Below are 13,341 nucleotides of genomic sequence, written 5' to 3' on the forward strand. Positions count from 1 at the left end.
TCATGTATATCCTTGCTGACAAAAAACCTGTACATCCATCCAGATAAAACTTGCCTCCGCGCCCCTGCTTGCGCATCCTAGGGCCTATCAGCCCCGATAAAGCGTCCCCGGCCATGCGCCTGTTCCTCTGCGAAAAACCCTCCCAGGCAAAAGACATCGCCAAAGTGCTCGGCGCCAACCGCAAAGGCGACGGCTGCTGGCAAGGCACCGACGTCTGCGTCACCTGGTGCATCGGCCACCTGCTGGAAACCGCCCCGCCCGACAGCTATGACGAACGCTACAAGCGCTGGAACCTGGCCGACCTGCCGATCATTCCCGACAAGTGGAAGATGCTGGTCAAGCCCAAGACTGCCAGCCAGTTCAAGGCGGTCAAGCGCCTGCTCGGCGAAGCACGGGAGCTGGTGATCGCCACCGACGCCGACCGCGAAGGCGAAATGATCGCCCGCGAGCTGGTCGAGCATTGCCGCTACCGTGGCCCGGTGCAGCGCCTGTGGCTGTCGGCGCTGGATGACGCCTCCATCCGCAAGGCCTTGGCGCGCCTGCTGCCGGGCCATGAAACGTTCAACCTGTACCATTCGGCGCTAGGTCGCTCGCGCGCCGACTGGCTGATCGGCATGAACATGAGCCGGCTGTTCACCCTGCTGGGCCGCCAATCCGGCTACCAGGGCGTGCTGCCGGTGGGCCGGGTACAAACACCCACCTTGCGCCTGGTGGTCGACCGCGACCGCAGCATCGCCGATTTCGTGCCGGTGCCGTTCTGGGCCATCGAGGTGCAACTGGAACACGCCGCTCAGCGCTTCAATGCCCAATGGCGCGCCCCCGAAGACGCCTGCGACGACCAGGGTCGCTGCCTGAAGCAGGACCTGGCACAACAGGCCGCCACCGACATCGGCAATGCCGCCACTGCCCGGGCCGTCAAGGTAGCCACCGAGCGCGTGCGCGAAGCCGCGCCGCTGCCCTTCGACCTCGGCACCCTGCAGGAGCTGTGCTCGAAAAAATTCGGCCTGGGCGCCCAGGAAACCCTCGACATTGCCCAGGCCCTGTACGAAACCCACAAACTGATCACCTACCCGCGCAGCGATTGCGGCTACTTGCCGCAAAGCCAGCATGCCGAGGCACCCGCGATCCTCGCTGCACTGCAGCGAGCCGATGCCAGCCTCACGCCGCTGCAACCCTACCTCGAGCCGCAACGCCGCTCACGGGCCTGGAACGACGCCAAGGTCAGCGCCCACCACGGCATAATCCCCACTGCCGCCGCCAGTGACCCGTCGCGCCTGCCGGCCAAGCACAAGGCGGTGTATACCCTGATCCGCGCCCGTTACCTGGCGCAGTTCCTGCCCAACCATGAGTACGACCGCACCCAGGCCGACTTCGACTGCGCTGGCCATGCCTTGCGCGCGGTGGGCAAGCAAATCGTCGAACCGGGTTGGCGCCGTGCCCTGCCCGAAGCGCTGACGCCAGCCAAGGGTCGCGAAGCCCCACCGGCCCAGGTGCTGCCAGCGCTGTGCGAAGGCCAGGACTGCACAGTGCATGGCCTGCAGCTGAAAGACCTGTGGACCCAGCCGCCCAAGCCGTTCACCGAAGGCGACCTGATCAAGGCGATGAAGAACGTGGCCAAGCTGGTGGACGATCCACGACTGAAACAGAAGCTCAAGGAAACCACCGGCATCGGCACCGAGGCCACCCGCGCCAGTATTATCCAGGGCCTGCTCGACCGTGGTTACCTGGTGAAGAACGGCAAGGCATTGGCGGCCACGCCAGCAGCCTTCAGCCTGATCGACGCCGTGCCGCGCGCCATTGCCGACCCAGGCACCACGGCAATCTGGGAGCAGGCGCTGGACATGGTGCAAAGCGGCGAGATGACCCTGGAAGAGTTCGTCGCCAGGCAATCGACGTGGATGGGCAAGCTGGTCGAGCGGTGCAGTGGCATGCGCATGACAATCAGCGGGCCGGCGGCCGGGGCGGCGCCTCCCTGGAAAAAGAAGCGTCGCGGTGGCGGAAAAAGCAAAGCGGCTGGAAGCAAGGCTACCGCCAGCAAGCCGCGGCAGCCTCGGAAAAAGGCTTCAACCTGACCGTCACATTGGCACCATGAAATTTACATGCTAAGTTTTCATGAAAATAGCCACAATAAATTTCATGGAAGCCCGACATGTTCAAACAGTCCGCTCAGCACGTCGCCAGCTACTACGCCCAGACCTACCCCGCCAACATCCCATTACGCCCTACCCTGCAAGGCACCCACGACACCGACGTACTCATCATCGGCGCCGGCTTCAGCGGCCTGCACACTGCCCTGCGCCTGACTCAGGCCGGCAAGCGCGTCACATTGCTGGAAGCCAGCCGGGTTGCCTGGGCTGCCTCCGGGCGCAACGGGGGCCAGGCGCTGTTGGGTTGGTCGTGCGACATGCCGCCGCTGGAAAAAGCCCTGGGCATCGAACGTACCCAACGGTTGTGGGCCAGCATGTGCTGGGCCGCCGACGAAATGCGCGAACTGCCCCAGCGCCACGGCTTCGATATCGACTACCGGCTGGGCAGCCTGTGGACTGCTGTCATGCCGCGCCGAGTGAAAATACTTGAAGAAGCCCTGCACGAGGCCGAACACAAGTGGGGCTACGACGCCCTGCGCCTGATCGGCCGTGACGAGCTGCCGCAATGGGTCGACAGCCCGCGCTACCAGGCCGCGCTGTACGACGCCAAAGGTGCACACCTCAACCCGCTGAAACTGGCGCAAGGCCTGGCCAGCACCCTCGAGGCTGCTGGCGGGCGCATCTACGAGCAAAGCCAGGTGCTCAGTTACCACCAGGCTGGCGACGGCTTTGTCGCCCGTACCGACCACGGCGAAGTACGCGCCCAGGTGTTGGTGCTGGCCTGCAACGCCTACATCGACCGCCTCGATCGTGGTCTGTCGAGGCGCCTGTTGCCCGTTGGCTCCTACCAGGTAGCTACCGCGCCGCTGGACGCCGACTTGGCCCGTTCGCTGCTGCCGCGCAACAGCTGCGTGATCGACAACCAGTTCGTGCCCGACTACTTCCGCCTCACCCCAGACCACCGGCTGCTGTTCGGCGGTGGCTGCACTTATCTGGGGGGCATTCCCAAGGACGTCGCCAGCGCCACCCGCCCCTACCTGGAGCGGGTGTTCCCGCAACTGGCCGGGGTAGCCATCGACTATGCCTGGGGCGGCCATATCGACTGCAGCATCCAGCGCACCCCGGACGTCGGCCGCGAAGGCCAGCGCTACTGGCTGCAGGGCTTCTCCGGCCACGGCGTGCTGCCGACCCTGGCTGCAGCACGGGCCGTGAGCGACGCCATCCTCGGTGACGACGACCTGCTGACGCTGTACCAAGGCATCGACAACGGCCGGTTCCCCGGCGGCGATCTGCTGGCAGCACCACTGGAAGCTGCCGCCAAGGCCTGGTACAGAATGCGCGATCGCGTCTGAAGACGGCCGGGCGCTTGCTACGCTGAAATCTCTCCTATTCTCAATAGCTCCCTTAGGTGCCTGCACACAGGAGACCCGACCGTGAGCTATGTGACCACGAAGGATGGCGTACAGATTTTCTACAAGGACTGGGGCCCGCGCGATGCCCCGGTCATCCACTTCCACCATGGCTGGCCACTCAGTGCCGATGACTGGGACGCGCAAATGCTGTTCTTCCTCGCCCAAGGTTACCGCGTGGTCGCCCACGACCGGCGTGGCCATGGCCGCTCCAGCCAGGTATGGGAAGGGCACGACATGGACCACTACGCCGACGATGTGGCCGCCGTGGTCGCCCACCTGGGCACTCAGGGCGCTGTGCATGTCGGCCACTCGACCGGGGGTGGCGAGGTGGTGCGTTACATAGCCCGACACCCGGAAGACAAGGTGGCCAAAGCCGTGCTGATCGCCGCCGTACCGCCGCTGATGGTGCAGACGCCCGGTAACCCCGGCGGCCTGCCCAAGGCGGTGTTCGACGGTTTCCAGGCCCAGGTGGCCAGCAACCGGGCGCAATTCTACCGGGATGTTCCAGCCGGGCCGTTCTACGGCTACAACCGCCCCGGTGTCGAAGCCAGCGAAGGTATCATCGGCAACTGGTGGCGCCAGGGCATGATCGGTAGCGCCAAGGCCCATTACGACGGCATCGTGGCATTTTCCCAGACCGACTTCACGGAGGACCTGAAGGGTATCGAGCAGCCTGTGCTGGTGATGCATGGCGACGATGACCAGATCGTGCCGTATGAAAACGCCGGGGTGCTGTCGGCCAAGTTACTGCCCAATGGCACGCTGAAAATCTACAAGGGCTACCCGCATGGCATGCCGACTACCCATGCCGATGTGATCAACGCGGATTTACTGGCATTTATCCGTAGTTGATGTAGTTGCGTCTACACCGGCCTCTTCGCGGGCTTACCCGCGAAGAGGCCGGCACTGGCAACACATTCACCCGAGGATTACCATGTCCCCCTTCTAGTGCGGCTCTTTGCCGCCCCTTGCCTCTCTGCCTGTCAAAACCCATGCCCTTCGAACTCACCGTAGAACCCCTAACTCTGCTGATACTGGCCCTGGTCGCCTTCGTCGCCGGTTTCATCGATGCTATCGCCGGTGGCGGCGGCCTGCTCACCACCCCGGCCCTGCTCACCGCCGGCATGCCGCCGCACCTGGTACTGGGCACCAACAAGCTCAGCTCCACCTTCGGCTCGGCTACCGCCGGTTTCACCTACTACAAGCGCAAACTCTTCCACCCGGCGCAGTGGCGCCCTGCCTTGTTCGCCACCTTGATCGGGGCACTGCTCGGCGCGGTCATCGCCCACTACATGCCCGCCGAATGGCTGAACAAGATGCTGCCGGTCATCGTCTTCGCCTGTGGCATCTACCTGCTGTTCGGTGGCACGCCCAAGGCGCCGCTGGATGCCGATGCCCCCATCAAGAAAAAGTGGCAAGTGCCGCAAGGCTTCACCCTGGGCTTCTACGACGGCGTGGCCGGCCCGGGTACCGGGGCGTTCTGGACGGTCAGCACCCTGCTGCTGTACCCCATCGACCTGGTCCGCGCCAGCGGCGTGGCGCGCAGCATGAACTTCGTCAGCAACATCGCGGCGCTGACGGTGTTCATCATTTCCGGGCAGGTGGACTACATCGTCGGCCTGTGCATGGGCCTGTCGGTGATGGTCGGCGCCTTCTTCGGCGCACGCACGGCGATCAGTGGCGGCAGCAAATTCATCCGCCCTGTGTTCATCACCGTGGTACTGGCGTTGACCGTTCGCCTAGCGTGGCAGCACTGGTTCGGGCAGGCCTAAGCGGCGCGCCACGTAGAGGTCGATCAGATACCGGGCAATGGAGCGCCCGGCCGGCAGCGGCGGCAGGTCGTGGACGCTGAACCACTGGGCGTCCTCGATCTCGTCCGGTTGCATGACGATATCGCCACCAGCGTACTCAGCATGGAAGCCGAGCATCATCGAATGCGGGAACGGCCAGCATTGGCTGCCGACGTACTGAATATTCTGCACCTCAACCGCCACTTCTTCTCGCACTTCACGCACCAGGCAGTCCTCGGCCGATTCACCCGGCTCTGCAAAACCTGCCAAGGTGCTGTACACCCCGGTGACGAAGCGTGGCGAACGCGCCAGCAGGATTTCATCGCCACGGGTCACCAAAACGATCATGCTCGGCGAGATGCGCGGGTAGCTGCGCAGGTCGCAGGGCTGGCAATACATTGCCCGCTCCCAGCGAATTTGCGTCATGGCCTGGCCGCAGCTGCCGCAGAAGCGGTGCTCGCGGGCCCAGGTGCCGATTTGCGCGGCGTAGCCCAGCACCTTGTAGGTGTCGAAGTCGCCTTCGAGCATGAAGGCGCGAAGGCCGCGCCAGCTGCAGCCGGGTACATCGGTGGCGCTGCGCAGTTCCAGCAGGAACACCGGCTGGCCGTCAAAATGGCCGATGCCGTGCTCGCACAGCACATCGAGGTCCTGGCGCTTGAGCCAGTCGCGGGGGAACAGCGCGCCGTTGGCGTCCACCAGAAACCCGTCCGGGCTGCGGGCCACGGCCAGCCCCCCGGTGATTTGCGGGTCGAGTACTGCGGTAGTCCAGCGTGCTGACATGTCGGGGGGTTCCTTTACTGCGCGTCCCCCGGCCCGATCAGTCGGCGAACGTCGGTTTTTGTTTGCTCATGTGCGCCGCCACGGCCACGCGCAAGTCTTCGGATTGCAGCATCGCGGCGTTCCAGGTGGCGATGTAGTCCAGGCCATCGTCGATGCGATGGTCACGCATGTAGCTGAGCATTTCCTTGGTGCCGGCCACGGCGATTGGCGATTTTGCGGCAATTTCGCGGGCGATGGCAAAGACACCGTCCATCATTGCGGCCTGATCATCATAAACCCGGTTGACCAGGCCTATGCGCAGCGCCTCGTCGGCCGCCACATTGCGCCCGGTGAAGGCCAGCTCACGCATCATGCCGTCGCCGATGATACGTGGCAAACGTTGCAGTGTACCGACATCGGCCGCCATGCCCATGTCGATTTCCTTGATCGAAAACTGCGCATCAACGCTGCAGTAACGCATGTCGCAGGCCGAGACAAGGTCGATAGCGCCGCCGATGCAATAGCCCTGCACGGCGGCCAGTACTGGCTTGCGGCACTTGTCCACGGCAGTGAACGAGGCCTGCAGGCGCTGGATGGTCTTGCGCAGGAAACGCGCATTGCGGCCCACGTCCTTGCCCATCTGCCCGGCCAGGGACGCCAGCATCATCAGGTCGATACCGGCAGAGAAGTGCTTGCCGGCACCGCTGACTACCACGGCGCGCACGGCATCGGTGTCGTCGATCCACTGGAAGATTTCGACGATCTCATCCCAGAAGGCCGCGTTCATCGCGTTGACCTTTTCCGGGCGGTTGATCTGAACGTGGGCGATGTTGTCGGTCAGTTCGACCTTGAATGCACTGTACTCGGTCACGGGCGGCACTCCTGCGGGTGAAAGGTTCATGGCCCGGATGTTAACCCAGCCCGATGACCGCACTTGTGCCAAAAGCGGGACTGCGCGACTTGCCTAAGTCGTGCTGATACGGCACCGTGCGCCATCGCCGAATTATAAGGATACATATTCATGTCACGCTCCCTGACCGGCGCCCTCGCCCATGGCTTTCTGGGCCAGTCGCCGCTTTGGTACAAGGCGATCATCTGCCTGTTCCTGGTGCTCAACCCGCTGCTGCTGGTAACCGTAGGCCCGGTTGCGGCCGGCTGGGCACTGGTGCTCGAGTTCATCTTCACCTTGGGCATGGCGCTGAAGTGCTACCCGTTGATGCCCGGCGGCCTGTTGCTGGTCGAAGCCCTGCTGCTGCAAATGACCACACCACAGGCGTTGTACGAGGAACTGCAACACAACTTCCCGGTGATTCTGCTGCTCATGTTCATGGTGGCCGGCATTCACTTCATGAAGGAGCTGCTGCTGTTCCTGTTCTCGCGCATCCTGCTTGGGGTGCGCTCGAAGGCAATCCTGTCGCTGCTATTCTGCGTGCTGTCGGCGTTTCTTTCGGCGTTTCTCGATGCGCTGACCGTGACGGCGGTAATCATCAGCGCCGCCGTCGGCTTCTATGCGGTGTACCACCGCGTCGCGTCCGGGGCCAATCCGCGTGAAGACAGTGCACTGGACAGCGACCAGCAGGTCGCCCAGCTGCACCGCGAAGACCTCGACCAGTTCCGCGCCTTCCTGCGCAGCCTGCTGATGCATGGCGCGGTGGGCACCGCCCTGGGCGGGGTTTGCACGTTGGTGGGCGAGCCGCAGAACCTGCTGATCGGCCACGAAATGGGTTGGCACTTCGCCGATTTCTTCTTCAAGGTGGCCCCCGTGTCGCTGCCGGTGCTGGGTGCCGGCCTGCTGACCTGCGTGCTGCTGGAAAAGCTGCGCCTGTTTGGCTATGGCACGTTGATGCCCGAGCCGGTACGCCAGGTGCTGGCCGCCTATGCGGCCGAAGACGACGCCGCGCGCACTCAGGCGCAACGCATCGCACTGTGGGTGCAAGGGCTCGCTGCGCTGATCCTGATCATCTGCCTGGGGCTGCATGTGGCCGAGGTCGGCCTGATTGGCCTGATGGTGATCGTGCTGATCACGGCCTTTACCGGTATCACCGACGAACACCGCCTGGGCCGTGCCTTCCAGGACGCCATGCCGTTCACCTCGCTGCTGGTGGTGTTTTTCGCCGTGGTCGCGGTAATTCACCAGCAGCAACTGTTCAGCCCCTTGATCAGCTGGGTGCTGACTCTGCCGACCGAGCAGCAACCGGGCATGCTGTACCTGGCCAACGGTTTGCTGTCGGCGATAAGCGACAACGTGTTCGTCGCCACTATCTATATCACCGAAGTGAAACAGGCATTTCTCAATGGCGGCATGAGCCGCGAGCATTTCGAAACGCTGGCGGTGGCGATCAACACCGGCACCAACCTGCCCAGCGTGGCGACGCCTAACGGGCAGGCGGCGTTTCTGTTTCTGCTGACCTCGGCGATTGCGCCGTTGATCCGGCTGTCGTATGGCCGAATGGTGTGGATGGCGTTGCCCTATACCGTAGTGATGGGTGGGCTGGGATGGTGGGCAGTGACCTACTGGCTGTGAGTTTGTAACGGCCCTTTCGCGGGTGAGCCCGTGAAAGGGGCCGGCACAGGTCAACCCTGTCGATTTTGCCTTTTGCCATTCGACTACCCATGAAGGCCGCCACCCCCAGGCTGCCAACCGGAGAGTCCCCATGCGCAAACTCATCGTAGCCGCCTTCATCAGCCTCGACGGCGTCATGCAAGCCCCCGGTGGCCCGCAAGAGGACACCAGCGGCGGTTTCAGTTACGGCGGCTGGATCGTGCCCTACGCCGAAGAAGTCTTCGGCCAGGCCATGCAGGCATTGTTCAGCCAGCCCTTCGAGTTGCTGCTCGGCCGGCGCACGTATGACATCTTTGCTGGCTACTGGCCAAAAATAAAAGACGACTCGCAAGACTTCTCCATCGCCAACCTGTTCAACAGCGTACCCAAGCACGTAGCCACCCACACCCCTGCTACCCTCGAGTGGCACAACAGCCACCCGCTTGGCGGGGACGTAGCCACAGCGGTAAGCGCACTTAAACAGCAAGACGGCGCCAACCTGCTGACCCAGGGCAGCGCCGACCTTGTGCAGCAACTGCTGGCGGCCGACCTGGTCGATGAACTGCAATTGTTGATCCACCCCTTGCTGCTAGGCCACGGTAAACGCCTGTTCGGCAATGATGCGGCAGCGGCGGCTTTCACCCTGCAGCACTGGGTGGTCTCACCCAAGGGCGTGGTCATCGCCCGCTACGTGCGCGCAGGTCAAGTGCAGACCGGCTCATTCGAATAAAGGTAAACGCGTACAACTTTTGCCCCGCGCCCGCATCGAAACACAGGTAAGCCCCCATCCGCCTCAAGGAGGTTCACCATGGCGCTACGTACCACGCTGCTGCTTTCCTGCATGACCCTGGCCCTGCTCGGCTGCGCTGGCAACGATCACCCGGCACCGCCGCGCACCCAGCAGGTGGACCTGCAACGCTATCAGGGCACCTGGTACGAACTGGCACGGCTGCCCATGTTTTTCCAGCGCAACTGCGTGCAGTCCGAGGCGCACTATGGCCTGCGTACCGATGGCCGCATCGACGTGACCAACCGCTGCAAGGAAAAGGACGGCCAATGGAATGAAGCCAAGGGCATCGCCGAGGCCCAGCAACCGGGCAGCACCGACAAGCTGTGGGTACGCTTCGACAACTGGTTCAGCCGCCTGGCACCGGGCCTGACCAAGGGCGAGTACTGGGTGCTGTACCACGACAAGGACTACCGCGTGGCGCTGGTCGGGCACCCCAACCGTGAGTACCTGTGGCTGCTTTCGCGCACGCCGGCGGTCACCGACCAACAGCGCGAGCAACTGTTGACGATCGCTCGCGAGCAAGGCTATGACACCAGCAAGCTCATCTGGCGCCAGGGCGACTAGCAGGCCGTCGACGGCAGGCGGCAATCGGGCTATGGTGTGCGCCCTTTATCGCCTCGAAGGAACGAGCCCGTGACGCCCCAACCGCTGCCAACACCGCGCATCCGCTTTCTTGCCCTGTGCGTGTTCCACCATCAGGGCAAGATCCTCGTCAACGTGTTCGACGACCCGTCCAGTGGGCAGACCCTGTGCCGCCCGCTGGGTGGCGGTATCGAGTTCGGTGAGCTGGGCCGCGACGCCATCGCCCGGGAAATCACCGAGGAGCTGGGCCAGCCGATCAGCGCGGTAAAACTGCTCGGCACCCTGGAAAGCCTGTTCACCTATGCCGACAAGCCAGGGCATGAGATCGTGCAGGTGTATGACGCGCGCTTCGATGATGCCAGCCTGTACCAGCAAGACTGGCTTGACGGCCAGGAGTCAGACAGCAGCCCGTTCCGTGCGCGCTGGTGCGACAGCGCCGACTTCGCACGCATTGGCCCGCTGGTGCCACAAGGGCTGCAGGCCCTGCTGCGCGACCTGTCGCTGTTGAGCTGAAAAAGGGAACCTGAACCATGGACCTGCTGTTCCTCGGCACCTCCGCCGGGGTGCCGACCAAGGCACGCAATGTCAGCGCCACGGCCGTGATCGAAACCAACGGCAGCCACTGGTACCTGGTCGATTGCGGCGAAGGCACCCAGCACCGGCTGTTGCATACGCCACTGTCGATCCGCGACCTGCGTGCAATCTTCATCACCCACGTGCATGGCGACCATTGCTTTGGCCTGCCCGGCCTGCTGGCCAGCGCTGGCATGAGCGGGCGCACCCAGCCGCTGGAGCTGATTCTGCCCGTCGCGCTGCACGACTGGGTACGCCAGGGCCTGGTGGCCAGCGACACGTTCCTGCCATTCGAACTGCGCTTGTTGGCCGTGGAGGAACTGGCCGAATGGCGCAACGAGGCCCTGCAGGTGACCACCGTGCAACTGTCGCACCGGGTGCCCAGCGTGGGCTTCGTGTTCACTGAACTCAACCCCGAACCCCGCCTGGACACCCAGCGGCTGCAAGCCGAAGGTATCCCCCGTGGCCCGCTGTGGGGCGAACTGGCCAAAGGCCTGACGGTGCAGCACGACGGGCAGTTGCTGGACGGTCACGACTACCTGCGCCCGTCACGCCCGCCACGGCGGGTGATCGTGTGCGGGGACAACGACAACCCCGAGCTGCTGGCCGACGTCGCCAAGGGTGCGGACGTACTGGTGCATGAGGCCACGTTCACCCAGGCGGTGGTCGAACGCACCGGGGTCACGTTCGGCCACAGCACCGCCGCTGCAGTGGCGCGCTTTGCCGAGGGCGCTGGTGTGCGCAACCTGGTACTGACGCATTTCAGCGCCCGTTACCAAAGCGACCCAAGGCGTAGCCCCAACATCGACAACGTGCGCGACGAGGCCCTCGCCCATTACAGCGGGCAGCTGACCCTGGCGCAGGACCTGCAGCGCTATCACCTTGGCCGTGATGGCTGTCTTGAGCCGGTCGGATGATTTAGCATGGCCGGTTTTTTCCAAAAGGACTTGGCCATGCAACGCATCGTGATACTGGGCAACGCCGGCAGTGGTAAATCCACCCTGGCCCGGCAGATTGGCGCACGGTTGGGGGCGCCCGTGGTGCACCTCGACACGCTGTTCTGGGAGGCCGGTTGGGTGGAGGCAGATGCCAAGACGTTCCGCGCCCGCGTGCGCGAAGCGGTTGCCGGGGAAACCTGGGTATGTGAGGGCAACTATGCTCGCCGCACATTCGACCTGCGCTTGCCCCGGGCCGACCTGGTAATCTGGCTGGATACGCCACGGCTGACGTGCCTGAAAAGGGTGATCCTGCGCAGTGTGCTGAACAAGCCACGCCCGGACCTGCCTGCTGGTTGCAGCGAGCGGCTGGACCGGGCGTTTCTGGAGTTTCTCAAGTTTGTGTGGACATTCGATCGGGGCTATCGGCCTGGGATCGAGGCGATGCGCCAGGCTGTCGGGCCGCAGGTGCCGATGGTGCATGTGCAAGGTAGGCGACAGATTGAGGCGCTGCTGGCAGACCTCAGACAGCCTGTATCAACAGCGCGCGCCCAGTAGAGACGTTCGCCCGAGGTGCTATGCCGCCAACCGCCCGCTGGCAATCGCCTCCGACGCCGCCAGCATCGCCCGCAGCAACACCGCACATCCCGCTGCCAGGTCACCAGGCGTGGCGTTCTCGATCTCGTTATGGCTGATGCCGTTTTCGCACGGCACGAAGATCATCCCCGCCGGCCCCAGCTCGGCCAGGAAGATCGCGTCATGCCCCGCACCGCTGACGATGTCCATGAGCGGCAGGCCCAAGGCCTTGGCCGATTCGCGCACGGCATCGACGCAGCCTTTGTCAAAGTACAGCGCCGGGAAGTCGGCCGTGGGCACCAGCTCATGGCTCAGGCCATGCTTGGCGCAGGTCGCTTCGATTACCGCGCGTACCTCGGCAATCATCGCATTCAGCTGCTCGCCTTCGAGGTGACGGAAGTCCAGCGTCATGCGCACTTCGCCCGGGATCACGTTACGCGACCCTGGGTACGCCTGCAGACAACCTACCGTGCCACAGGCATGCGGTTGGTGGCCAAGGGCGGTGCGGTTGACCGCCTCCACCACGGCGGCAGCGCCTACCAGGGCGTCCTTGCGCAGGTGCATGGGCGTTGGGCCGGCGTGGGCTTCGACGCCGCGCAGGGTCAGGTCGAACCACTTCTGGCCCAGGGCGCCAAGGACCACGCCGATGGTCTTGGCCTGGTCCTCCAGAATCGGCCCCTGCTCGATATGCGCTTCGAAATAGGCCCCCACCGGATGGCCCAGTACCGCACGCGGGCCAGCGTAGCCGATGGCGTTCAACGCTTCGCCAACGCTGACACCCTGGGCATCGCGCTTGGCCAGGGTGTCCGCAAGGGTGAACTTGCCGGCGAACACGCCTGAACCCATCATGCAGGGCGCAAAACGTGAACCCTCCTCGTTGGTCCACACCACCACTTCCAGCGGTGCTTCGGTTTCCACGCCCAGGTCGTTGAGGGTGCGGATCACCTCCAGCCCGGCCATCACCCCGAAGCAGCCATCGAACTTGCCGCCGGTGGGTTGGGTGTCGATATGGCTGCCGGTCATCACCGGTGGCAGCTTGGGGTTACGCCCAGGGCGGCGGGCGAAGATGTTGCCGACCGCGTCGATACTGACCGTGCAACCAGCGGCCTCGCTCCACTGCACGAACAGGTCTCGAGCCTGGCGGTCGAGGTCGGTCAAGGCCAGGCGGCAGACGCCGCCCTTGGCGGTGGCACCGAGGCGCGCCAGGTCCATCAGCGATTGCCACAGCCGGTTGCTGTCGACGTGCTGGGCGGTGGTCTTCAGGATCTCTTTGACGGGGGTCACGGGTATCTCCT

The 13,341-nt window shown here is 64.1% G+C and carries 13 protein-coding genes; 10 read left to right on the top strand and 3 right to left on the bottom strand.

Annotated elements, in window-relative coordinates:
• Positions 1-113 precede the first annotated feature (113 nt).
• The 4 genes from APH42_RS18810 (at position 114) to APH42_RS18825 (ending at position 5,271) form a co-directional block, all read left to right on the top strand.
• A complete protein-coding gene (locus tag APH42_RS18810) occupies positions 114-2,072 on the top strand; it encodes a DNA topoisomerase III (RefSeq protein ID WP_012273226.1) in 1,959 nt (652 codons plus the stop codon).
• A 77-nt stretch (positions 2,073-2,149) separates the two neighbouring features.
• Entirely contained in the window at positions 2,150-3,439 is a 1,290-nt protein-coding gene (locus tag APH42_RS18815; RefSeq protein WP_060493994.1) for an FAD-binding oxidoreductase, read from the top strand.
• Positions 3,440-3,520: 81 nt separating this feature from the next.
• Positions 3,521-4,351, top strand: coding sequence for an alpha/beta fold hydrolase (locus tag APH42_RS18820; RefSeq protein WP_060493995.1), 831 nt, complete (start codon positions 3,521-3,523; stop codon positions 4,349-4,351).
• Between the two features lie 140 nt (positions 4,352-4,491).
• Positions 4,492-5,271, top strand: a complete 780-nt coding sequence (locus APH42_RS18825) for a TSUP family transporter (RefSeq protein ID WP_012273229.1) — start codon at positions 4,492-4,494, stop codon at positions 5,269-5,271.
• On the opposite strand, the gene nudC is transcribed toward APH42_RS18825, so the two are convergent.
• On the bottom strand, positions 5,239-6,069 hold the full coding sequence (nudC, locus tag APH42_RS18830; RefSeq protein ID WP_012273230.1) for an NAD(+) diphosphatase: 831 nt from the start codon (positions 6,067-6,069) through the stop codon (positions 5,239-5,241). The genes APH42_RS18825 and nudC overlap by 33 nt on opposite strands.
• Before the next feature lie 37 nt (positions 6,070-6,106).
• Positions 6,107-6,919, bottom strand: a complete 813-nt coding sequence (locus APH42_RS18835; RefSeq protein ID WP_060493996.1) for a crotonase/enoyl-CoA hydratase family protein — start codon at positions 6,917-6,919, stop codon at positions 6,107-6,109.
• 150 nt (positions 6,920-7,069) lie between these two features.
• On the opposite strand from APH42_RS18835, the gene nhaB reads away from it, so the two are divergent.
• From nhaB to APH42_RS18865, 6 genes are all read left to right on the top strand, one after another.
• Positions 7,070-8,572, top strand: a complete 1,503-nt coding sequence (gene nhaB, locus APH42_RS18840; RefSeq protein WP_012273232.1) for a sodium/proton antiporter NhaB — start codon at positions 7,070-7,072, stop codon at positions 8,570-8,572.
• A 130-nt stretch (positions 8,573-8,702) separates the two neighbouring features.
• A complete protein-coding gene (locus APH42_RS18845) occupies positions 8,703-9,320 on the top strand; it encodes a dihydrofolate reductase family protein (protein WP_012273233.1) in 618 nt (205 codons plus the stop codon).
• A gap of 78 nt (positions 9,321-9,398) precedes the next feature.
• Positions 9,399-9,944, top strand: coding sequence for a lipocalin family protein (locus tag APH42_RS18850; RefSeq protein WP_012273234.1), 546 nt, complete (start codon positions 9,399-9,401; stop codon positions 9,942-9,944).
• Between the two features lie 84 nt (positions 9,945-10,028).
• The gene (locus tag APH42_RS18855) at positions 10,029-10,475 is read left to right on the top strand and encodes an NUDIX hydrolase (protein WP_171577258.1); all 447 of its coding nucleotides are present in this window, start codon (positions 10,029-10,031) and stop codon (positions 10,473-10,475) included.
• A gap of 17 nt (positions 10,476-10,492) precedes the next feature.
• Positions 10,493-11,452 carry a ribonuclease Z gene (locus APH42_RS18860; protein ID WP_012273236.1) on the top strand — a complete coding sequence of 320 codons (960 nt, stop codon included), beginning with the start codon at positions 10,493-10,495 and terminating at the stop codon, positions 11,450-11,452.
• Between the two features lie 36 nt (positions 11,453-11,488).
• Entirely contained in the window at positions 11,489-12,028 is a 540-nt protein-coding gene (locus tag APH42_RS18865) for an AAA family ATPase (RefSeq protein ID WP_060494007.1), read from the top strand.
• A gap of 18 nt (positions 12,029-12,046) precedes the next feature.
• Here APH42_RS18865 and APH42_RS18870 read toward each other — a convergent pair whose 3' ends face one another.
• Complete coding sequence (locus APH42_RS18870; protein ID WP_012273238.1) at positions 12,047-13,330, bottom strand: Zn-dependent hydrolase; 1,284 nt, start codon at positions 13,328-13,330, stop codon at positions 12,047-12,049.
• Positions 13,331-13,341 lie beyond the last annotated feature (11 nt).

This window comes from Pseudomonas sp. NBRC 111140, from assembly GCF_001320885.1.
Classification (GTDB): Bacteria; Pseudomonadota; Gammaproteobacteria; order Pseudomonadales; family Pseudomonadaceae; genus Aquipseudomonas; species Aquipseudomonas putida_P.